The organism is Ruegeria sp. AJ12, assembly GCF_056536245.1.
The window spans coordinates 2,661,452-2,682,761 of record NZ_JBQFJJ010000001.1 but is presented as its reverse complement, the minus strand read 5'-3'; the positions used below and the strand labels follow the sequence as shown (position 1 = coordinate 2,682,761).

General features: G+C 53.6%; 18 protein-coding genes and 2 tRNA genes. 10 read left to right on the top strand and 10 right to left on the bottom strand.

Features of this window, described 5'->3' with window-relative positions:
* Positions 1–210: 210 nt before the first annotated feature.
* A tRNA-Ser gene (locus ACR3E0_RS13465) sits at positions 211–311 on the bottom strand.
* A 991-nt stretch (positions 312–1,302) separates the two neighbouring features.
* Between ACR3E0_RS13465 and ACR3E0_RS13460 the strand changes: the two genes are divergently transcribed.
* Entirely contained in the window at positions 1,303–1,521 is a 219-nt protein-coding gene (locus ACR3E0_RS13460) for a hypothetical protein (RefSeq protein WP_480479326.1), read from the top strand.
* Positions 1,522–2,098: 577 nt separating this feature from the next.
* Positions 2,099–3,619: a hypothetical protein gene (locus ACR3E0_RS13455; RefSeq protein WP_480479325.1), complete on the top strand. Its 1,521-nt coding sequence runs from the start codon at positions 2,099–2,101 to the stop codon at positions 3,617–3,619.
* Positions 3,620–4,506: 887 nt separating this feature from the next.
* Here the strand turns inward: ACR3E0_RS13455 and ACR3E0_RS13450 are convergent.
* The 4 genes from ACR3E0_RS13450 to ACR3E0_RS13435 are packed head-to-tail and all read right to left on the bottom strand — an operon-like array spanning position 4,507 to position 9,318.
* Positions 4,507–5,646 carry a DGQHR domain-containing protein gene (locus tag ACR3E0_RS13450; RefSeq protein ID WP_480481043.1) on the bottom strand — a complete coding sequence of 380 codons (1,140 nt, stop codon included), beginning with the start codon at positions 5,644–5,646 and terminating at the stop codon, positions 4,507–4,509.
* Entirely contained in the window at positions 5,646–6,164 is a 519-nt protein-coding gene (locus ACR3E0_RS13445) for a hypothetical protein (RefSeq protein WP_480479324.1), read from the bottom strand. The genes ACR3E0_RS13450 and ACR3E0_RS13445 overlap by 1 nt, the downstream gene beginning before the upstream one ends.
* Complete coding sequence (locus ACR3E0_RS13440; protein ID WP_480479323.1) at positions 6,161–6,967, bottom strand: DNA adenine methylase; 807 nt, start codon at positions 6,965–6,967, stop codon at positions 6,161–6,163. The genes ACR3E0_RS13445 and ACR3E0_RS13440 overlap by 4 nt, the downstream gene beginning before the upstream one ends.
* Positions 6,964–9,318: a DGQHR domain-containing protein gene (locus ACR3E0_RS13435; RefSeq protein WP_480479322.1), complete on the bottom strand. Its 2,355-nt coding sequence runs from the start codon at positions 9,316–9,318 to the stop codon at positions 6,964–6,966. The genes ACR3E0_RS13440 and ACR3E0_RS13435 overlap by 4 nt, the downstream gene beginning before the upstream one ends.
* A 760-nt stretch (positions 9,319–10,078) precedes the next feature.
* On the opposite strand from ACR3E0_RS13435, the gene ACR3E0_RS13430 reads away from it, so the two are divergent.
* A complete protein-coding gene (locus ACR3E0_RS13430; protein WP_480479321.1) occupies positions 10,079–10,675 on the top strand; it encodes a hypothetical protein in 597 nt (198 codons plus the stop codon).
* 137 nt (positions 10,676–10,812) lie between these two features.
* Positions 10,813–11,991 (top strand): tyrosine-type recombinase/integrase, encoded by a 1,179-nt coding sequence (locus tag ACR3E0_RS13425; RefSeq protein ID WP_480479320.1) that lies wholly within the window; start codon positions 10,813–10,815, stop codon positions 11,989–11,991.
* A 73-nt stretch (positions 11,992–12,064) separates the two neighbouring features.
* Here the strand turns inward: ACR3E0_RS13425 and ACR3E0_RS13420 are convergent.
* Positions 12,065–12,138, bottom strand: a tRNA-Cys gene (locus ACR3E0_RS13420).
* Positions 12,139–12,365: 227 nt separating this feature from the next.
* On the opposite strand from ACR3E0_RS13420, the gene ACR3E0_RS13415 reads away from it, so the two are divergent.
* The 3 genes from ACR3E0_RS13415 (at position 12,366) to ACR3E0_RS13405 (ending at position 15,436) form a co-directional block, all read left to right on the top strand.
* Positions 12,366–13,019 carry a protein-L-isoaspartate O-methyltransferase family protein gene (locus ACR3E0_RS13415; protein WP_480479319.1) on the top strand — a complete coding sequence of 218 codons (654 nt, stop codon included), beginning with the start codon at positions 12,366–12,368 and terminating at the stop codon, positions 13,017–13,019.
* Between the two features lie 95 nt (positions 13,020–13,114).
* The gene (locus ACR3E0_RS13410) at positions 13,115–14,533 is read left to right on the top strand and encodes a TolC family outer membrane protein (RefSeq protein ID WP_480479318.1); all 1,419 of its coding nucleotides are present in this window, start codon (positions 13,115–13,117) and stop codon (positions 14,531–14,533) included.
* A gap of 75 nt (positions 14,534–14,608) precedes the next feature.
* Positions 14,609–15,436, top strand: a complete 828-nt coding sequence (locus tag ACR3E0_RS13405) for a hypothetical protein (RefSeq protein ID WP_480479317.1) — start codon at positions 14,609–14,611, stop codon at positions 15,434–15,436.
* Positions 15,437–15,439: 3 nt separating this feature from the next.
* Here the strand turns inward: ACR3E0_RS13405 and ACR3E0_RS13400 are convergent, their stop codons facing one another.
* On the bottom strand, positions 15,440–16,897 hold the full coding sequence (locus ACR3E0_RS13400; RefSeq protein WP_480479316.1) for a cobyric acid synthase: 1,458 nt from the start codon (positions 16,895–16,897) through the stop codon (positions 15,440–15,442).
* A gap of 62 nt (positions 16,898–16,959) precedes the next feature.
* On the opposite strand from ACR3E0_RS13400, the gene ACR3E0_RS13395 reads away from it, so the two are divergent.
* A complete protein-coding gene (locus tag ACR3E0_RS13395) occupies positions 16,960–17,529 on the top strand; it encodes a cobalamin biosynthesis protein CobQ (protein ID WP_480479315.1) in 570 nt (189 codons plus the stop codon).
* A 70-nt stretch (positions 17,530–17,599) separates the two neighbouring features.
* Here the strand turns inward: ACR3E0_RS13395 and ACR3E0_RS13390 are convergent, their stop codons facing one another.
* Positions 17,600–17,920: a DUF6280 family protein gene (locus tag ACR3E0_RS13390; RefSeq protein ID WP_008757056.1), complete on the bottom strand. Its 321-nt coding sequence runs from the start codon at positions 17,918–17,920 to the stop codon at positions 17,600–17,602.
* A gap of 219 nt (positions 17,921–18,139) precedes the next feature.
* Between ACR3E0_RS13390 and efp the strand changes: the two genes are divergently transcribed.
* Positions 18,140–18,703 carry an elongation factor P gene (gene efp / locus ACR3E0_RS13385; RefSeq protein ID WP_480479314.1) on the top strand — a complete coding sequence of 188 codons (564 nt, stop codon included), beginning with the start codon at positions 18,140–18,142 and terminating at the stop codon, positions 18,701–18,703.
* A gap of 56 nt (positions 18,704–18,759) precedes the next feature.
* Here efp and ACR3E0_RS13380 read toward each other — a convergent pair whose 3' ends face one another.
* Positions 18,760–19,710, bottom strand: coding sequence for an ABC transporter transmembrane domain-containing protein (locus ACR3E0_RS13380; protein WP_480479313.1), 951 nt, complete (start codon positions 19,708–19,710; stop codon positions 18,760–18,762).
* A 106-nt stretch (positions 19,711–19,816) separates the two neighbouring features.
* Positions 19,817–20,554: a CAF17-like 4Fe-4S cluster assembly/insertion protein YgfZ gene (ygfZ, locus tag ACR3E0_RS13375; RefSeq protein ID WP_480481041.1), complete on the bottom strand. Its 738-nt coding sequence runs from the start codon at positions 20,552–20,554 to the stop codon at positions 19,817–19,819.
* A 73-nt stretch (positions 20,555–20,627) separates the two neighbouring features.
* Here ygfZ and ACR3E0_RS13370 point away from each other — a divergent pair, with 73 nt between their 5' ends.
* Positions 20,628–21,302, top strand: coding sequence for a TIGR04283 family arsenosugar biosynthesis glycosyltransferase (locus tag ACR3E0_RS13370; protein ID WP_480479312.1), 675 nt, complete (start codon positions 20,628–20,630; stop codon positions 21,300–21,302).
* The last annotated feature ends 8 nt before the right edge of the window (positions 21,303–21,310 follow it).

Here is a 21,310-nt window from a genome sequence, read left to right as displayed (position 1 = left end):
GTGAGCCGCGCGGTAACGATCTCGCAAGGACTTCTTTGAATTGAGATTGGATATGGTTCGGAAACATGCCGGTGAAGCTCGACGAGTCATGCTTGCGCGCAAAGCGGTAGGAAATCGGCACGACACGAAGAACGAAAAGGGGGCGGAACATGAAAAAGATACCCCAGGTGACACCAAAAAGGAGGAAAGTAGCTATGCTATTGAAAATGTTGGAGGCGAGTACCGGAATCGAACCGGTTTACACGGATTTGCAATCCACATTAGATTGCTGTTTTTAATACATAAATCTGTAAAATGCGCCTCTTCCCGCCCACGAAAGATCAATAGTTTAGCAGCAGCGGGTAAAAGGGTTTTATTGGTCTTCTCGAGCCGCAAAGCTGCGGCGCTTCAAAACAAATTCGCATGATTGGCCCTCAGCACATGGCCAGTCGCTGGCCCACCTCAATCGGGCGCAATGGGCAGTCATTGCGCGGAGGTCTCTATAGAAAGCGCCGAAATGCCTTTCATGGCGGCTGTCCGTTATCAAGCCTTATTCATTCACCTCAACGCCGGGGGTCATCGGCTCCCCTATTCTTGCGCTTGCTGTCCCGCGCCCCGGGTGGTGTGGGGTGCAAAAAAATCACCCCGATTACTCAAATACAGGAGACTAGTGCGGCCTCTGCCGTAGTCCGGCAGAGAAGGAATGGTGCGAAAAACACCATATCAGCATCCAAAAGTCACCACGGTCACCACAAACTCACCACTATTTACCCCTCTAACTATATGAAAATAAAGGATGTGGTGGAAGGGGTGAGGGTGGTGATAGCCCTATTACGCGTGAGAAAATTTATATATACCAAAAAAACTAAAAACATTGAGACGCACTCACCTCCACCACCACGCTTACCAGCCCAAGCCCTCATAGGTTCTTTGGCAAGCGATCTGTCATGGGTAATTCGAGCGCATGTGCCCCGTGAGGTTTTTCATTTTCTGGCGGCCAGCGCTTTGGGTTGTGGTTGTTGTTTTCCGCGACTGCTAGTTGGCATCAAGTTCAATCGGCTTGCATCCCGCCCGAGGTCCAGGTCGGCCAAGCAGGCGCAACCAGAGACGTTTGTGGTGGGCGCATGTAGCTTTGACCGGTTCTCGGGCGCGGGAAGAGTACCGCACCGAAAATTCTCAATCTCGGACCGGACGCTCTCTCAAATCGGCGCAACAATCAAAAAAAATGGAGTATTTTAAATACTCTACAGAGTTGAGGATAAGACGCTGAAACGTTCATCTTTTGACATAGAAATCCAGCCAAATGGGAAAGACGAACGCATATTGAAAATCTCGTTCTCTTCCGAAACCCCATACCTGCGCCATAACCCAGATACGCGCAAAGGATTTTGGGAAGTTCTGGGGCACGGCACCTATGAGGTGGATTTGACCCGCCTGAATTCTGGCGCTACTCCCCTCTTGAAAGACCACATGCCCGTTCTGGACTCCAAGATTGGTGTGATTGAGCGGGCATGGCTGGGCGCGGGCAAAGGGATGCTTTGAAGCACCATTCCCATACCCCTAATGCGATTTCCAAATCGATGTCTTCAACAAGGGCAGAAGAGTTCTGCAATTGCGCACCAACAAAGTGATTTCCATAGACTTAATGGCGAAGTCCAAGGCAAAGAACACACTGCTTACGGCAGCTGTTGTCTATCGCAGTCGTCAAACATTGATTTGCGACCTCTCGACAAGTAGTGTGGCATTGTCGGTCGTTGCGCTAAACACGCTACTGCCGACAGACCGCATCCATCGCGGGCAGAGATAGTCGTCCGTCATCGAGGGTAAATCCGTCGTGGCGTTCAAAAAAGTTCAATGCCGAGGAAAAATTCTAGGCTCGGCGGTCGAATGCATCGGATGCTTCTTGTCGAAACTAGAAAGGAGAAACTATATGTACGATCCTAGTATATTTCGACGATGGGCCTTCGGTCTCCGAAGGTGACTATGGATACATAGTATTACTGTATCTATAGTGACGCCTGCTTATCAGTAGGCGGGGGATGGGTTGAAAGACCCATCCCCACTTCCAAATTCCAGGAGTGGCCCTTATTCTTTAATGGTTGTTTAGGGGCCACTTTCATTGAAGACTATTGTAATTTTTCCGATTTGTGATCTTAGGCGCTTTGCCGGAAGCTCTGATACCTATTTGCAGAGGCCATCTTGGAACTTACCTGAACGCCATAAAGACTTCATTCGAGCACTCGGCGGCATAAAACCGACAGAAGACGTTGGTCTTCCTTTGCGGGGACTCTCAGGCTGGATCATGGAGCCATTTGTGTGTGATGCAAAAAGGGGCCCCAAGTTTCACAATATGCCTGCGATGACAGTACCGTCCGCCTCACGACAATGGCGGGTTGAAAATCGGTTACTTTTTTTTGATGGGCAGTGCTCCGGGCGGGTTGAGTATCACTTTGATATTGACCTTTCAAACCTATCCGCGCCTGTTGCTTTCGATGCCGTCAACGATTTCCTATGCAGCCTAAAGTTGAAAGTTAGAACTCATGAAGGAACAGAAAAAGACCAGTTTGAGCACGTTGATTTTGGTCGTTCTGGACTGCTGCATACTCGGGCGCTTGCTGCTCGAACAGTATCCGCTAGCAGTTTTGCAAGCTTGCACGAGGTGCGGCGACTAATAAAATACATGCGCCCTGCAATTGTTCATATAGTCGAGCCTGACGACGCAGTCGAACTTGGTGAAGACTTCATCAAAGTGCAAAACAATACCTCCAAATACCTTGATATATTTCACGATAGGGTGCGTGTTTTTAGCAGCATCGACATCCCAGTTTGGGCGATTAAAACGAAAAAGAAAGTCAATACCCGCGATGTGCGTGATTTGGCGCTATTCTTGCGCAGGCTGCATGCGGAATATGAATGCATAAAGGTACTTCTTCGCTCTGTAGAGCGCGGCTTGATACCTATCGTGAATAGCTTCCTCCCAGAGGATTTTGAGGATTATCTCAAAGACGTATTGAAGCGTGTGAGGACTGCAGAGCAGAAGATGTCGAGGTCTGGGTCACTTGCGCCAAAAGAACAAGATAGATTACCAAGTATAGTTGATCTCGCGAGCGTATCGATACACGATCTTGATCCAACGCTTCACCAGCAAGTGCAAAATGCGCTTCGCAACTCTAAATTCAAATGGACAAGTAATCAAAATCAAGTGCTCGGTCTGCTCAAGACCCTTGAGGAGCGGTCGGGCATAGTAAATTTCAACGTAAGGGAGCTTAACGTGGATAACAGTCAGAACGTTTCAAACTCAACTGGTGTGGTGCTCGCTCAGGCTGGTAGGGATGCGCAAGTTAAAATAGACAAATCGTTCAACGGTTTCCAAGAGAACACATCAAACACTGAATTGGTTCAAGCTATAGCGGAGCTGAAGGAACTGATAGATCAAGCGATTGAATCTGGCGAGGTCGAGAAACCAGAGACACTTGCGCGTGATTTCGATGAGCTTGCGCAAGAAGCTTCTGCAGAAGAGCCAAGAAAAGAGAAAGTTGAACTGAATGGCAAGATGATTCTTGGTGCCATTAAAGAGTCCTCGGGTCTCATCACTGCCGTAAGTAAGGCTATCGAAACAGTGGGCTCTTTCTTCGTTTGATCTTCATTCAACATGTGCTTCCAATTCGTATCGAACCACTAGGTGTTCCCCGATGTCCGTCAGTAAGAATTGACTGGAAGGCTCTTAGCAAGGGTTTCAACGTATCCCAATCTTACAGGTGCGAAAGGGCGTGAATTGCGAAGCAGTGGCAGCAGAAAAATGGGTTACATGGGCATGTAAGTATTCGACCATGGGATTGCCGCTGATAGAAACCCGATGGCTTTAAACCAAGTAATTTTGTTGCGCGCTCAAAACCGGCGGCAACAAAGCTGAGGCGACACTTTTGGTTTGGATAATCTAGCTGACATTTGTTTGGCTACTCAGCGATTTGTGCTTTTTGGTCATCTTTGATGTTGATTGATGAGTGATTTGCGCTGACGTTGATTGAATAGAGAAACGCACAAAGCGGGGCGCCAACTGCAATCAGTCCAATCGTTAGTGGAGGGAAGCGTGACTTCTACAAACATTGAAACTAACCTACAGCAATACAAGCGTGCATTGGCTATCGCCGCCCAAATAGTCGCACGGGATGGTGACGAGTTTCTACCTGTCTATATCCGCTTAGAAGAAGAGGTCAAGAAAGCTCAGTCCGCATTGGACGCACGAAATCGCGCACTAAAGGCCGCTTGTATTTGGAAGGGCACCCAAGATTAATTGCAGCAAGGTCAACTGAGAAGGGCGAACTCTTCGCGCGAAAAGTCCTTCGGTCTATCAAGCCACATTTTTGGGTGATTTTTCTGCATTCACTCAAGGGCTTGCCGTGCGAAACGAGATCCAGATTTTCGCCCTTGCAAACGGCCAAGACCTCGAACTTCTGTGCCGGTGGGCTCCATCCGAGAATTGAAGCCCTGTGTTTGTCCATAAGGACCTCTTGGATAGGGCATGGATCAAGAGCCTAAGCCTTCATCCTTAAGAGTGTTGTACAGATCACTTGCGCCAGAGCTGCCGGGAATGAAGCGCTCTTTGTTAAAATCGGTGTCTGTTAACGCAACTTTATTGAAGATCTCCGAAAACTCGGCCTTCCCAACGACTCGAGGTTCATCTACTAGCGATAAGAATGCATCCTTCAAGAAACGAATTAACGCAATATAACCTGTAGTCTTGCAGAGAATTTGCCCTTCGTCAGGGTCGGACCACGCTTGAGGCCATCTTTCCTTCACTGCGTCGAAATAGTTCGAAACCGTAATCAAAATGGAAACGTTATCGTCAGCTCGATAGAACTTTACAAAGATACGATCAGTCCAGTTTTCATGTGGTTCAGGTTTAGCACCCCAACCGAGAATGCTCTTTGATCGTTCTTGTTCTTGGTTCCTTGGAAGATGCCTTAGCAAACCGTCGACTACTGTGGCTTGGGCGAGAGTTTCAGTGTCGACACCCGGAGTTTTCACCCCAAGGCGCTTAATCTTCTTGTAGAATGGTCCAGTTTCATCACGATTTAGAGCAACAGTCACATCATGCGCCGTCTTAAAGGGGCTATTTTCTTTAGCGTAATCAAGAAGGTCGTACATAAGCGACTTGTTCACTTTTGTCTGGGCCAGATTGACCCTAGAAAAGATCTCAGCTTGATCTGCTACGTCAGCACCAACAAAAATAGACACATTCACATAGAAAGGCTCTTTTTCGGGATCGCGGTTCTCAAGACCGGCAAGGCGATGTTGACCGTCAATGACAAAAGCAGATGCTTCCAGTGGAATCGGCGGTTCTTCATCATCGCCTCCCCAACCTGTAACCTGAAGGTCATAAAGGCCATCGCAATCAAGGACTGGATTGAGGTGAACGCAACGCTCATCGATCGCCAATATTATTGATGTGGGGAAAGTCGCGTAGTCGCGGTTTACGTAATCCCGCAAATCCTTCAATCTTGATTTCGAAAGTTCTCTTTGAATGCCATCGATGCTTTCTCCGTGTCCTTGAGTGAATTGACGAACATCTACTGTCGAAATCTCTAAGAGATCGTCGCTCGGGATCGCTCCGATATAAAATTCGCCGATGGGCTGGTGTACTTTTAGAACTTTGAGGCTCTTCATCACGAACCCGCCTCCCGACGTTGTTTTTCTAGAAGAAGATCGTCAGCCCTATCTTCGTGATCAGGCGCGGATTTTGGCCCGTGGTTTACCATTACAGCGAGGATAAACCACAAGAAAATCACGATCAGATAGACGACAAATGTAGCAACCACAACTTCGGTGAGAAGCCTTTCGCCAAAACCACGGTTTGTGCCGAGAAGATAGCCGCCTCCTGCCGATACAATCAGGGCGAGGATTAGGCCAATGGTTCTCAACCACCCTGGAAGCAAGCTACTGTTCAATGAAATCAGAGCGACAATTGTGCCACAAAGACCAAGTAGCGGAAGCACCAGTTCACCCGAGTTCCAATAGGACCAGAAATTCCCGCCGACTGTCGTAGCCGAAATCTCATCACCACCTGCAATGATCGGAATCGAAAAAAGGAGGATTGGTAAGAATGTGAAAATGACGGTGACAATGATTTCCGTCGCAGCTCTACCGAACGGATCAAACCGTAACTTTCTAAAAAAGCTCGTCATCCAATGACCAGTAGTTCGCTGGATTTTCCTCGATGAGTGGATTTCCCTGCAATTACGCTCTGTCGCCATAGCTTTTTATGTTCGCCGAAGCCTGAATAGAGTTCCCGGACACTCTCATGGTCAGCATTCGTCATTGCAAAAGATACACCTCGTTTCGACGCTCTGACCAGGGCATCTCTCAACCGTATCTGATCTTCCCACGCAAAAATGTTTTGATTATATTTCACAAACCCGTTCATGTTATGTCGGACGGTATAGGGCGGGTCAACAAACACAAAATCACCTTGCTTAGCTTCGTTAATTGTCACCTCGAAGTCACGGTTGACAATTTGGGTCCGCCTTAAGGCCGAAGACCATTCGCAAAAATCATCTGTATCGAAAATAACGGTTTGTTTTGTCCCAATTGGCACGTTGAACTGCCCTTTGAGGTTTTCTCGGTATAGGCCGTTCCAACAGGTGCGATTAAGATAAAGGAACTGAGCAGCTCGCGTGACGGGCTTGCGACACTTGCGGCTCCTTACACGGTAGTAATAGCTCTGACAGTGTTCGCGGGCATGGTGACGAAGATGTCGTTCAAAGAGCTTTGGTTCGTCACGCACTGCGACGTAAAGTTCAATTAGCCGCGCGTTAGCATCGCTTAGAATAGCATTTTGGGGGCGGTTCTCAAAAAACACAGCCCCTCCGCCGAGGAAGGGTTCGATATAGCGACCGGGAAAGTCAGGTAGCGAGAACTGTCCGCTCTCGAACAACCAGCGTTTTCCTCCGGCCCACTTCAGGAATGGTTTTAAGCTCGCTTGGGTCATTCTGGAACCTTTGGATCAACTTCGGTTCGCAACCATTCGACGAATTCAAGATCATCATCGGTGTATGTCTTGAGTTGGTTCTTATGGGCAGCGATGTTCCGCAGTTCATTAAACGTTTGGATCCAGCCAAGATAGTACTTTTGACCTGCCCGTTCTCCCGGGCGCGCGTTTTTGAATACATGCTCAAAATGTGGCCAGTTGTTCTGCTGCTTCACGATCTCTGCTAAGTCGACAATATTCAGATAAGCTTCTTTAGGCTTTCTCCGCGTTTTGTCGTTTTGTTGGGCCTTGAAGGCATTTGTACGAATACGGTCGCTTTGAACGCCTATTTCCCAAAAGGCTTGTTCGTCGCTCGCGAGCCGGTGTGTACCATGGACCTCCTTGAGCGTGTTTATGACGCAGTTGGTTAGCCGCTCTGCAAGCTTCATCAGGAACTGGTTCACTTCGTCTATTTTTTCGGAACTACTCTGTTCAGACCACCGTTGAAACTCTTCAGTTCCAAAATCGCTGTGCGTTTCAGCAAGAATGTTCATAAGATGGTAACTGTATTCTTTCACTCCGCCTTCGCCGAAACGACGAGAAAAACGAGACTTGATTTCTTCGTCAGTTCCCGAAGCAATGAACTCAAATACGGGCCTGCAGAATTCGCATACATGCTGCGCAAATGTTTCCGGTTTCAGAAGCGGAAAATCTAATCCCTTCTTATGCGTCAAGTAAGCCACCACTTCAGCGATCACCATCAAATGGGCACGTATGCCGGGATTGACCGCGATATAGGCTTCACGGCCCGCCTCCCACCGTTCAGGGTGTGATTGCCGAACGGCCTCGAAATACTCGTTCAGCACGCTTGACGCCCTTTCTACCGTCTGTTCGTCGGTTGCGCCAGACAATGGGCCGGGGACGAGAGTCTTACCTGCAATTCTACCGACTAGCCCGGATCGGCGTATTCCGTTTACTACTTCGGAAATCGTCAAATTCTGACTCGGTTCAGGAGGCACGCCATGGATTGAGAACCGACGCGCTAGCGGGCTTGTCTTGTCGGTGTTCAAAGTACGCACCACTGCCGAACCGAGCGCGGACAAGGCTGTGGAAGGGTCGCTGTCACCCATTCTGATATCGGCTAGCAAGCTGACAAGTAGGCTCTTTGGTACGCTCTTTTGTTTGTGGTTGATCGTGATGAACAGGTCTGCCTCTTTCTGGACAGACATTTTTTCAAACGCGAGCACAAAAAGGCTTTGGTCAAGATACTCGTCGTCTAATCGGGAAAATCCATACAGCCGATGCTGCCCATCGATGATCCATGCCGAGCGGTACTTTGGAGGAAGGGTGATCCAGCCGAATTTGATGTTCGGATCAGTGTTCTCGGCATTTGAGATGAGGTCGAAACGTGGTGAATCAGAAAAATTCACCAATATATTTGTGGGGAAATAGCCGCCCCTTTCGATGAAGCCACCAATCTCTTTGATCCTAGATGAGGAGATCATCCTTTGATACGCTGGCCTACCATCTGGGTGATTTAGTGCTTGGTGGTTAATGAAGGCTATCTTCAACAAATGACGCGGTGTCGTCACAAAACTATAGTAGACGTCGCGTCCGATTTTTCCTCGAATGGCAGGCAGCTTAACTTTGGCGAGGCCAGGAATTTTTTGCCCCTTAAGAAACTCTCCCAATATTTGGTACTTCCCTGCCGGGCCCATGTGTTTCACGAATGTTTCGAAGTACTGAAGTTCGTTTTCGGTAATCACCTTGATGTCGCCGTCGTTGGCTCGTTCGATATCAGGTGCTGACCAAAGAATATTGTTGGTGGCGTAAACCCAAATAATCTTAGGTTTGGCTTTTCCGGCGAAACGGGAGTTGATCGAGTCTCGGAAGTATTTTTGGAGAGAAACGGTTTCCTGAAGATCTTTCTGTAACGACCGACGCCCCCGGATTTCTCGTGACTTGCACTCAATAACGAGGACAGTTTCTTCATCCTCCGCATACACATCTATCTGTTTGCGGCCAGTCGAGCCATCATCGCGTTCAAAGGAAATCTTGAAGTTGTCGCCGTTCAGAACGCTGAAGCCCATATTGCGCATCAATGCCCAAACGCGGTCTTCTAACCATTTGTCGTGGGATTTGGGCCGCTTCAATCGGCTGGAACGTACGCCAGCCTTCTGAATGACCCAACCCTTCGCCTCGGCTTCCGGGGCGTCTGCAGGGTGGACACTTTTGTAGTTGTTAGGGCTCTTACGTTTACGTTGTTCTGAACTAAGCGACTTTTCGTCATCAACAAGCGGGGACAGAAAGTTTGTGTCCTCTGTTAGAACCGATACCTGATTGCCAGTTTGCATATTTTTGTTTGTCGTCACGTAAAATTGATTTCAACATCTGCTGTTGAAGCATAAAGAGCAGCACAAGATGTGGAATGTCAAGCGACCGAAAATACCCGCTAGGTAGAGGTGCGGATGTGCTGCTCTCGAAAAGGTTGCGGTGCTCATCGGGTATTGCGCCACTTGGTGTTGTTTGTACGACTAGAGTTCGCGTAACGCCGTATCTGATTTGAAACGTTAACTGGTACAACAGAGATCAAAAGCAGAACTCGTTTCGCTCGGTTCAATATTCAATGCCCCCATGAATTCCGGTTTTGAAGGAAATCTCTTCTCCTAAGACGTTGAGGCATTGGAGCAGGAACTCGTGCTTGTTTGCTTGTCGGAAGTGTCAGACTGCAACCGTCGCTTGGATAGTCTAAAAAAGTACAGGAATGACGAAGTGCTCCAAAACGTGCTTTGGCGATACGCGGGTTTGACTTGCTGGACAAATAAGCGACTTTGATCAGAAATACCGCTGGGTCACTTGGTGTTATGCTTGGGGGCCGTGACGCCCCCCTTGATCCACAGAACAGAGTTTGTGCAGTCGATTGAGAATGATTGGCCTAACAAAAAACGCTTTTGTTCAAGGCGTTAAGTGGTGATTTCCTTATTCCTTCCGCCTCTGGCTGCCGGGCACTTGTTTCGTTGCGCCAATTAGCGCCACCGTACAAAACCGCCATTTCGCGCAACATAATTCTACCTATGGTAATAAATTCACCATGCCTGTTGTAATTTAATATGCGTGGAGGTAGCGTTTCCCATGTCGTCCGAGGGACTATATTTTCCTGCCGATAAGGCGCTGATTGCGATGGGGAATACGTCCCGTCGCTGGCAAAACCACTTCGACATGAACAAGGTGTTCGTGCCGGAAGGGGTGAAATCCGTTGCATCAAGAGGACCGGGGCGCGGGAGGCTACGGCAGCTTTCGCTCGAGACAGTTGTTCAAGGGGCTATAGCATTTGCACTGATCGACTGCGGAGTCGATGTTCGCGAGGCGTATTGGGCGGGAGCGCAGTTCGCGTACTATGGTCAGCAACCTAATCCCAATCAAATTCAAAGCAGATCAGCGTATACTCGGGCGCCGGGTAAGTTGTTTGTCGTTGGTGATACATTTCTGATCTTTGCGAATGAGAGGGCAGAGCGGCAGCAAAGGCGGTTGGCGATTGTATCAGACGCTGACCCCATGTTTGATTTGAATAAGGGAGAAAGTGTTCCTGGCGCAGTGATCGGGGCAGCCGAGGGGCGCGGGGCCGCGCCTCGGATCGTGCTAAACCTTTCCAATATTTGCGGTCATATTGCGGCGTCTCTCAGTCTCAGCTTCACCGCCGTTTTTTTCGCGGAGGCCGACAATGTATAACCTCGGCAGCTTCGGTATTGAACTGGTCACATCGGATGACCTTGCACATCGCCTTGGGTATTCGGGCACGAACGCTGCTTTTCGGGACTGGTGCGCGTCGATGCGCATAACGCCTGTTCCGGGGCGGCGAGGCTATTTTGATCCTGCTTTGGTTCGCCGCCGTCTTGATGAAGCTCAAGGGCTTCATTCTTCAGATGGCAGCGAGAATGATAGCTTGGTCGCAGCAAGGAGGGCTCGCCGTGCCGCGCGGTAACTTGCCCCCGGAAGTTCATCGCGTGCGAGCCAAACTCGCCGATGGCTCTGTCTGTTACTATTTCTCGCTTCGTGGTCGCAAAGGAACTGGTTTTTGGAAAGACCCCCGGCCATTTCCGAAAAATGCCGAGTTCTTTGCAGCTTACACCGCTGCGATGGACGCCGCCGCGCCCAAGGTTGATCGGAACATGACTGAGGCTTTAGTTGAAGCGTACCTGCAGTCTGCAGAATTTCAGGCGCTAAAGCCGCGAACGCAAACTGACTACAAGAAATGGGCGCTTCGGTTCTCAACAGAATTCAAGAAAGACCCGGTGGCTATGTTTGAAGAGGCCGCATCGCGTGCCGAGGTGAATGAATGGCGCGCGCAATGGGCTCACTCGCCGAAACAGTATGACTATGCCGGAACCGTAGTAACCAGAATTTTGAATTGGGCGCGGGATGCTGGAAAGCTCGCCGAGCACCATTGCAGTTTCAAAAAAGTGTACCGGTCTGACAGATCCGATGTTGTTTGGGCTCCAGAACACGTTGAGGCTGTCAAAAAGCTGGCGCCGGAATGGGTGGTGCGTATTTTGGTGACCGCCTGTGAAACAGGTATGCGCCCCGGCGATCTGATAAGGCTATCGCGCGCCCACGTTGAGCCAACGCCGGGCGGTCGTCGGATTCGCATCAAAACCAACAAGCGTGGCAAATCTGCGTTTGTGCCGGTCGGTCAAGCTATGGCCCAAGTGATTGACGCAACACCTGATGATCGACTGCTTATCCTGACCAACGCCAGTGGCAAGCCCTTGACCGAGCATCGCGCGTCTGAGGGCGTGCGTCAGTGGCGCGACAAGGCAGGGCTAACACCTCAGAGCTTAGGCTATGACCTGCGGCTCTACGACGCCCGTGGTACGGCAGCCACGAGGCTTTTGCGGGCGGGTCTATCTCTCTCTCAGATCGCCGGATGCATGGGGTGGTCTCTACGCACTGCTGCGGCAATGATTGAGCGTTACGCGCAGGTTTCGCCGGGTGAAACTGATGACGTTTTGACGCTTCTAAGTGAGGCCAAGGAGAGCAAAGCGTGAACGGAATTGTAAAATGGATTGTAAAATGCGCTTCGGCAGAAATTGCCAATGCTTCTAACCCATTGAAAAGTAGTGGAGGCGAGTACCGGAATCGAACCGGTGTACACGGATTTGCAATCCGCTGCGTCACCACTCCGCCAACTCGCCTTTTCAAGTAAAATCAGATACTTGCCGTGATGCGACTGGGGTTTTATCAGCTTTCACCGGGGGCGTCCAGAGGATTGCGGGCAATTTTGACGGTCGGTCCAGGGAATATCGCGGGGTTCTTGATGGCGTACTTGTCACGGGGGCAGGGTTGCGGCATCTGAGGCGTTGCCGGTCGGTGCATGATGTGGCACAAGCCGGGCATCCAAGGGAACAGGACGACCGATCCAATGACAGACTTCGCAACCCGGCGCCGCACAATGGTCGATACACAGATCCGGCCGTCTGACGTGACGAAATTCCCGATCATTGACGCCATGCTGTCCGTGCCGCGTGAAAATTTTGTACCCGATGCGCAGCGGGAGGCGGCCTATGTCGAGGGCATGATCGAGCTTGGCAACGGGCGCTGCATGCTCGAGCCGCGGACATTGGCCAAGATGCTGGACGCGTTGAACATTACAAATGATGAGATCGTCCTCGATATTGCATCGGGGCTGGGATACTCCACGGCCGTTGCGGCGAAGATGGCCCAGTTGGTTGTCGGCGTGGAAGAGGAGGACGCTCTGGCGTCCGAAGCGCAAATCTTGCTGACCGAGGCGGATGCAGACAACGCAATCGTGCACACCGGCCCATTGGCGCAGGGTGCGGCCGAACACGGCCCCTATGATGTCATCATGGTTCAGGGCGGGGTGGAGCGTGTGCCAGATGGTTTGGTGGATCAACTCAAGGACCACGGCCGCATCGCATGCCTGTTCGTCGAAAACGGGCTGGGCACTGTCCGGGTCGGGCGCAAATCCGCCGGACGCATCAGTTGGCGCGATGCGTTTAACGCCAACGCGCCGGTTCTTGAGAGTTTTTCCGCCGAGTGTGCATTTTCGCTATAGTCAGACGATAGAATACTCTGTTGCCTTGATTAGTTAAAAACAAAGACGCAAACTGCCTTCAGGGCAGCGTAATTTTGATTTGAGAGGATTTGGTTATGCGTGGAATGGCAAAGGGTAAGCTGGTCAAAGCGCTTGCTGTGACGGCTTGTATTGCCTTCAGCAGTATACCCGGACGTGCGGTGTGGGCTGACAATCTGACCGATGCCTTTATTGGAGCGTACAACACAAGCGGGCTTTTGGAGCAGAACCGTGCGCTGTTGCGTGCCGCAGATGAAGACGTGGCCATCGCTCTGGCTGCGTTGCGACCGATCATCAATTGGACCGCACGGGTCAGTCAGGACTATACGAAGACGCGGAGCGGAACCACGGTTTCGTCGAGCAATCCGACCCGGTTCTTCTCCGGGTTGACACTCAGCCAGCTGATCTACGACGGCGGAGCATCCGTGCTGGGCAAGCAATCGGCGCAGGAAACTGTTCTGTCGACCCGTCAATCTCTGATCGACATTGAACAGCAGGTCCTGTTCCGCGCGGCGACCGCGTATCTGAGCGTCTTGCTGCAGGAAGAAACGGTTCAGATTCGTCAGAACAACGTAGACCTCTCCAGTGAAGAACTGCGCGCCTCGAATGATCGGTTCGAAGTAGGTGAGGTGACCCGCACGGACGTCGCCCTGTCCGAAGCACAGCTGGCCAGCTCGCGCGCAGATCTTGCCGATGCACGCGGTGACCTCAGTACAGCGCAGGCGGAATATGTGAACGCCGTGGGTAAATTGCCGGGGCGTACGGCGGGTCAGCCCGGCTTGCCGAACTTGCCGCAGTCGCAATCCGCGGCGCTCAACCTCGCACAGCGCAATCACCCTGCCATCCTGTCCGCTCAGCACCAGGTGAGGGCTCTGGATTTGATCGTTCAACAGCAGCGCGCAAATCTGGGCCCGAATGTCAGCCTGAGTGCCGACGCAGGGGTCCTTGAAGACTTTGACGACGACGATTACACAAATGACGCGAGCGTTTCGCTGAGCCTGACTCAACCCATTTATGCCGGCGGTAGTCTGGCCGCTGCCGTACGCAGTGCGATGGCCAGCCGGGATGCCTCCCGGGCGAACCTTCTGAATGTACAGAAAGATATCACGCAGGGTGTCACGGATGCTTATGTCCGGTTTGAAACCGCAACGGCCAGCCTGACAGCATCGACCGAGCGGGTCCGGGCTTCGCAGGTCGCCTTTGACGGGATTCGGGAAGAGGCGACGCTGGGCGCGCGTACGACGCTGGATGTTCTGACCGCGCAGCAGGATTTGCTGGATGCACAACTGGCCGAGGTTGCCTCGCGCACCGAACGGTCGCTGGCCGCGTATCAGCTGTTGCAGGCGCAGGGGCTGCTGACAGCCGAGCGGCTGGGTCTGGCGGTACAGATCTACGACCCGACGTTGTATTATAACCTCGTCAAGAAGGCGCCCTCACAGGTCAGCAAACAGAGCCGCGATCTGGATCGGGTTCTCAAAGCATTGCGGCGCGACTGACGGGCAATACTATCTGTTGTTCGAACCGGATTGATTGGCTACACTCGTACCCAAAGGTAAGAGCGGTAAAGAACAATGACAGATAATGTCGTAAAAGCCGGTATCGAGGACGTGTTGTCCTCGGTCAAACGTTTGGTCAGTGAAGAGGGCCGCAAGGGTTCCGGACCAGATGACCAAGGAGCCGCGCGCAAGCCGGGACGGCTTGTTTTGACGGATGCGCTCCGCGTCAGCAAACCCGCTAAGGTTGAAGGTGATGCCGGTCCTCTGAAGTTGGAGCCGGAATACAGCGCCGAGGATTCGGCCAAGCCGATGCTGTTGCGGGCCTGCGATATTGTGCGTGCGGGAACGGCGGCAAACCAGGATGAGGCCGGGTTGCCGACTGCGCCCGACGCGTCCGAAATACAGGCTGAACCCGCCGCTTCCGAAGACCTGACTGGCAGTCTGAGCGCCAAGATCGAAGCGCTCGAGGCCGCGATTGCCCGGACAGAGGATCAATGGGAGCCTGATGGCGAAAGCGATGACGCCTATTCGGGAACACCGACGCATTCATTGTCCTGGACCTCTGAAACCGGGTTCGTGGACGCAGATGATCAACCGGATGCTGAAGAGCAGGATGTGGCGGACTCGTCGGACGAGTTCCTCGCGACAGAAGAGGGGCTGGAAGCGGGAGCAACCTTTATCCGCGATCCCGAGGTGGCAACACCTTCTGAGCCGGAGCCTGAGATACCCGAACAGGATGAGCCTCACAGCGTGACGATGAACGAAGAGGCGCTGCGGGATTTGATCGCAGATATTGTCCGGCAAGAGCTTCAGGGCGCGTTGGGAGAAAGGATCACGCGAAACCTGCGCAAGATGGTGCGCCGCGAGATTCATCGGGCGCTGGCAGCTCAGAAACTGGACTGACCTTTAGTTAAGCTTTGGGGGCCGCGCCAAAGTCAGCAACAAATCCAGATCCATGTGCCGTTCCAGATGATCCGCCAGATCGTCCAGGGTCTGTTCTACGCCATCCTCATAAGCGATATCTGACGTCACACCCAGCCGGGATAAATAGCTGGCCCGGAACGTGTCAGATGAGAAGATGCCGTGCAGGTAACTGCCAAGAATACGTCCGTTAGGGCTGGCAGCCCCGTCCGGGCGCCCCTCAACCTCCAACCAGGCGCGTTCGCAATCAGGGCCCTCGGTGCGGCCCATATGAATCTCGTACCCCTTGACAGGTTCGCGATTTGGCAAAGCGTATGCATTTTGCAGGGTGACCTGCTTTTTCCCGGCCATGACCGTGTCGACGTCCAACAGACCCAGCCCGTCGACCGTTCCGGGATGCCCGTCGACGCCGTCGGGATCCGAAATCGTTCTTCCAAGCATCTGGTAGCCGCCGCACAGACCCAGCACGTGACCGCCCCGGCGCACATGGGCGTAAAGGTCGATATTCCAGCCTTGCGCGCGGAAATAAGTCAGATCGCCGATGGTGGACTTGCTGCCGGGCAGCAATACCAGATCCGCATCACCGGGCAGTGGGCGGCCAGCGGGGATAATATCCACACTGACACCGGGTTCCGCCGAAAGCGGGTCTAGGTCATCGAAATTGGCCATCCTTTCCAGCTGTGGCACCGCAACCTTGCACGCCCCTCCGACATGGGAGCGAATATCCATCATGTCCTCTGCCGGCAGTTTCCAGGCGTCCTGAAACCACGGCACAACACCCAGGCAGGGCCATCCGGTGCGGGCGGCAATATCATCGCGCCCGTCCTCAAAAAGGGACACGTCCCCTTTGAACCGATTGACGGCAAATCCGCGGATCATCGCCAGGTCGCCCGAATCCAGAACCGCTTGCGTGCCGACAAGTTGTGCGATCACGCCGCCTCGGTGGATATCGCCCACCAGAACAACCGGTACATCCGCAGCGCAGGCAAATCCCATATTTGCGATATCGCCGCTGCGAAGGTTGGTCTCGGCCGGGCTTCCGGCACCCTCGATCAGTACCAGGTCCGAGTCGCGGCACAGCCGTTCAAAGCTTTCCAGAGCTGCGCCAAGCAGCCGGGATTTGTCCTTGCGGTAATCTCCCGCCTTCATTGTGCCGGCACGCTGGCCTTGAACAATGATCTGAGCACCTGTGTCCGTTTCAGGCTTTAGCAATATGGGGTTCATATCTGTATGAGGCGTACGCAGGGCCGCTCGGGCCTGCAGGGCCTGTGCCCGGCCGATTTCACCCCTGTTTTCTGTCACGGCGGCGTTGTTGGACATGTTTTGGGGTTTGAACGGCGCCACTCTGAGACCGCGCCGGGTGAATGCGCGCGCCAACCCCGCCACAAGAACCGATTTTCCGACGTTGCTGCCGGTGCCCTGAATCATGATGGCGCGAACCATGCTATGTCTCCTGTATCTTGACGCGCAGATGACCCGATTTGACGGCAGAGGGGAAGCCCCGGATGAACACGCCTGCACATCTTTTGGTTGGAGCCGCCGCATTCGCCCGGCCCGCCGATGCACGGGTCTTGTGGGCGGCGTTGCTGGGCTCACTTCTGCCGGACCTGTCCCTGTACGTCATGGCGGGCGTATCCCTTTTCGTGCTGGGCATTCCGGATCAGGTTGTCTTTGGCCAGTTGTACTATTCGCCGGCTTGGCAGACGGTTTTTGCCATCGACAACTCATTTGTTCTCTGGGGCCTGGCGCTGGGGGTGGCCGTTTGGACGGGGTGGCCACTTGTGACTGTAGGGGCCGCGGCAGGGCTGTTGCATCTGGCAATGGATTTTCTGCTGCATGCGGGAGATGGACGTCCGCAGTTCTGGCCGTTCAGCACCTGGGTGTTTCACAGTCCGGTCAGCTATTGGGACAGTGCGCATCACGCGGTCTGGGTTGCACCCGTGTCAGGCGTGGTCTGCTTTGCGGCGTATGTCGTCCTGTGGCGACGCGGCGTGCCGGTTTGGGCCAAAGCGTTCTTTTCGGTGATGCTGGTGGCGGAACTCTGGGTGGCCCGTCAATGGTTGCTGTTCTTCTGATGCGGCACAGGGCAAAAGAAAAACGCGCTCCGGGTGAGGGAGCGCGTTTTTTCTGGGTCAGCTCTCCTGGTCAGGCGGCTTCGGCCTGCTGAGCGGCATTGCGGCGCTCGCTTTCTTCACGCGACAATGCGACCGAGGTCCGCACACCGCGCCCAACGAACTCCATCAGTCCGCCGACAACCCGCTCGTTTGGGTCGATACCCGCGCAGGACAGCACCTCGCGCCCATCGCGCGAGCGAGCCCAGCGGGCGATTTGTTCTGGGCCATTGCCATATTTCTTGTCGTCGGCGATGGCGTCATCCAGAGCAGCCAACACAACGGCTGCGAACAGTTTTCGAGCACGATTGCCTTGCTCATTGTTAAAGGCAGTGCCGTCAACGAAATCTCTCATCTCGTCTTCCTTGTTTTTCTTGCTCTTGCAATTTTCGGCGTGGCGATCCTTATGACCTATTGGGTCCGATTCGGATACACCTAAAATGCATAGTTGCGTTGCGTCATGTGCATAGCTTGCTGCAGGTGCAGCACTAGGTTTCGTTGTCTTGTCAGGTATGATCCCGCCAGATATAGGGACGGCAAATGACGCATCAACCGTTTGTGAAGGATTTAAGTCATGCCCAAGATAAATGGGAACGAAATTCGCCCCGGCAATGTGCTTGAGCATAACGACGGGCTCTGGGCGGCGGTCAAGGTAGACCATGTAAAACCCGGGAAAGGCGGCGCTTTTGCTCAGGTGGAGCTTCGCAACCTGCGCAACGGGTCCAAACTGAACGAACGGTTTCGGTCGGCGGATAAGGTTGAGCGCGTCCGTCTTGAGCAGAAAGATCAGCAATTCCTGTATGAATCCGACGGGATGCTGGTGTTCATGGACTCTGAAACTTACGAGCAGATTGAATTGCCGGCTGATCTGTTGGGCGAACGGCGGCCGTTTCTGCAGGACGGGATGACAATTGTCGTTGAATTCTATGAAAATGAGGCGCTTAACGCGACCCTGCCGCAAAAGGTGACCTGCAAGATCGTGGAAACCGAACCTGTGGTGAAGGGGCAGACGGCGGCAAATTCGTTCAAACCCGCCGTGTTGGACAACGGCGTGAAAGTCATGGTTCCGCCGTTCATCGGTCAGGACGAAATGATCGTCGTCAACACCGAGACCATGGAGTATTCCGAGCGCGCGTAACGTTGCGTTGCTTTCAGCGATACTACGGAACCGCGCAGCCAACACTGCGCGGTTTTTTATTTTTGCGTTCGGCGAGAGATATCCCGGTATCGGGACGGGTCGGGGCCAAACAGCTCCCGCATCAGTTCGAACTTGATGCGGTTTGCGCTGACTTGCCGGTAAAAGGCGATCAGAAACGATGTCGGACCCTGAATGCGGCTCAGCCCGCTGGTGGCCGCGACGACCGTACCCACATCCGTCCTACCCTGAAGCACCAGCCAGCCGCCGAGCATCAGAACGCCGACCGTACCGGCCCCATTGATCACGCTCAGCAGAAACTTGGCCGACAGTTTCCAGATGAACATCCTGCGTCGCGTTTCGTAGATGTCGTCGAACTGGGCGTCAATATCGCGTTCCACCGCTTCTATGTCTTCGGTCGTCAGGCTGTCCGTCGCGCTGCGAAGGATGCGCACACGCTCGGCCACAAAGATGTTCACTTTGCGCTGCGACATCAGGACTATGATAATCTGCGGTACGATCATCGAGAACGCGATAAGGCCAAGGGCCGGTTGCGTGGACGAGATATAGCCGATGACGCTGATGAGTGTTCCGATCTGCACAACTGGGTCCGAGAACGCCCCGCCCGCAAATTTGCCCAACTCTTCGGCTTCGGCGGAGATCGCGGTTGTCATTGTTCCCTTGCGAACACCCTCGCCTGTTTCGTCTATATCAGCTGTTCGGACCAGCAAACGCTGGCGGATCAGGCGGATCATATCCTCGCCAAGGGTGCCTGCGCGGTAGCCCAGCACCCATTTCAGCGCGAGGCTCAGCAGGATCACACCCATCATTCCGACCCCGAGCAGGATCAGACGCTCTGTCCCGACATCATCCGACGTCAGGTGGTTGATGATATCGCGCTGAAACTCCAGGGGCACCGCTGCGAGGCCCGCAACGGCAAGCGACAGAACTATGAGAATGACTTGCCGCCCGGCGCTGGCGCGCCATATGGCGGAGTAGAGCTGAAACATGCAAACATCCGGCTGAGTCCACCGCCGGCAGTTTGTCAGCGTCCGGGGGCAGGTTCAAACAGTCAGAGGCGCGTCGGCACGCCGGGCGTGCCGGATCGGCAACAGCTCAGTCACTCAGACTTACCGTGGCCCCATCCGCCTTCATTTCGCCGCCAGAGCGGTCAAAACGCAAATATGCAATCGCCAGACCACCGGATTGAGTAAACAGGGTGCCTGCGGGCTTTCCATCCGACAGGATTTCGGTGCCAACCGGCGCGCTGCCGTCGATCACAACCCGACGCAGCCCCTTGCGCAACTCAGTCTTGAGCTTCATTCGCGCCGTGACCTCTTGCCCGACGTAACATCCCTTTTTGAAGTCAACGCCGTTGATGGCCTCAAATCCGGACTCAAGGATGTAGCTGTCCGGCGTCAGTTCGATGCCCGTTTCGGGAATGCAGTGACGCACCCGGACCTCATCCCAATCCGTACCGTCGTCACTTTCCGGGGCCAGCGTGTATCTGCGCCAACCCAGGTCAGGATGTCGGGGGTCGGGCAGGGCATCTTCCGGCGCCGGCCCTGTGCCGCGCTGCAGGTGTAAGTCGGAGGTTTCGATCGTTACATCCGCGCGTAGCTTGTACATGGTCAGACGCTTGATCAAATCGTCTGCGAGGTCCTCGGCGACATCCAGCAAGATCGCATCTGGGTCCCGTTTCAGAAAGAAATCGGCCACATATTTGCCCTGAGGTGTCAGCAGCGCCGTATAAACCAGTGCATTTTGCAACCCGCGAATGTCGTTGGTAATCAGATCCTGCAAGAAGTTTTCGGTGTCCGAACCGGACAGGCGCAGAATGCGGCGGATGGGCATGTCTTGGTCCTCGTCATAACCTTCGGCATCGTGATATAGGACCTCTCGCAGCCAAGACCAGAGGGTATGAGACGTGCCGGCCCCGATCAGCATCATTATTCCGACCCTGAATGCAGGCGATGCTTTGCCCGTGTGCCTTCGGGCGGTGATGGAAGGGCTGCATTTGGGTTTGATCCGCGAACTGGTGATCAGCGATGGGGGATCAACGGACCGAACACTTGAAATCGCGGAAGAGGTCGGTGCCACGGTGGTCACCGGCGCAGCGTCACGCGGAGGGCAACTGCAGCGCGGTTGCGCGCAAGCCAGGGGCGAATGGTTGCTGATCCTGCATGCAGATACCGAATTGCAACCGGGTTGGACCGAAACCGTAAGCGAACACCTGTCCAACTCCGATCCTGCGGCGTTTCGCTTGAAGTTTCGGGCCAAAGGAACGGCCCCTCGCTGGGTAGCGGGCTGGGCCAACCTGCGCAGCCGGTGGTTTGGGCTGCCCTACGGCGATCAGGGCCTGCTGGTTCGGCGCGATGTCTATCTGGCGGCTGGTGGATACAAGGACCAACCGCTTATGGAAGATGTGGCGCTTGTGCGGGCGTTGCCCCGTGTCGCGCTGCTCGACGCTTATGCCATTACGAGTGCGGAACGCTATGAGCGCTCGGGCTGGCTGCGTCGGGGGGCGCGGAATCTGTGGACTCTGACTCGGTACGCGTTGGGAGCTGACCCTGAGCGGCTGGCGCGGGCGTATCGTCGATGAGACTGGCG

Coding starts and splice junctions, on each gene's coding strand:
- ACR3E0_RS13430 (WP_480479321.1), top strand. CDS start 10,079: ATGTCGTCCGAGGGACTATATTTTCCTGCCGATAAGGCGCTGATTGCG.
- ACR3E0_RS13400 (WP_480479316.1), bottom strand. CDS start 16,897: ATGGTTCGCGCCATCATGATTCAGGGCACCGGCAGCAACGTCGGAAAA.
- ACR3E0_RS13445 (WP_480479324.1), bottom strand. CDS start 6,164: ATGACGAGCTTTTTTAGAAAGTTACGGTTTGATCCGTTCGGTAGAGCT.
- ACR3E0_RS13415 (WP_480479319.1), top strand. CDS start 12,366: ATGACAGACTTCGCAACCCGGCGCCGCACAATGGTCGATACACAGATC.
- ACR3E0_RS13450 (WP_480481043.1), bottom strand. CDS start 5,646: ATGAAGAGCCTCAAAGTTCTAAAAGTACACCAGCCCATCGGCGAATTT.
- ACR3E0_RS13440 (WP_480479323.1), bottom strand. CDS start 6,967: ATGACCCAAGCGAGCTTAAAACCATTCCTGAAGTGGGCCGGAGGAAAA.
- ACR3E0_RS13390 (WP_008757056.1), bottom strand. CDS start 17,920: ATGAGAGATTTCGTTGACGGCACTGCCTTTAACAATGAGCAAGGCAAT.
- ACR3E0_RS13395 (WP_480479315.1), top strand. CDS start 16,960: ATGAACACGCCTGCACATCTTTTGGTTGGAGCCGCCGCATTCGCCCGG.
- efp (WP_480479314.1), top strand. CDS start 18,140: ATGCCCAAGATAAATGGGAACGAAATTCGCCCCGGCAATGTGCTTGAG.
- ACR3E0_RS13380 (WP_480479313.1), bottom strand. CDS start 19,710: ATGTTTCAGCTCTACTCCGCCATATGGCGCGCCAGCGCCGGGCGGCAA.
- ygfZ (WP_480481041.1), bottom strand. CDS start 20,554: ATGCCCATCCGCCGCATTCTGCGCCTGTCCGGTTCGGACACCGAAAAC.
- ACR3E0_RS13405 (WP_480479317.1), top strand. CDS start 14,609: ATGACAGATAATGTCGTAAAAGCCGGTATCGAGGACGTGTTGTCCTCG.
- ACR3E0_RS13410 (WP_480479318.1), top strand. CDS start 13,115: ATGCGTGGAATGGCAAAGGGTAAGCTGGTCAAAGCGCTTGCTGTGACG.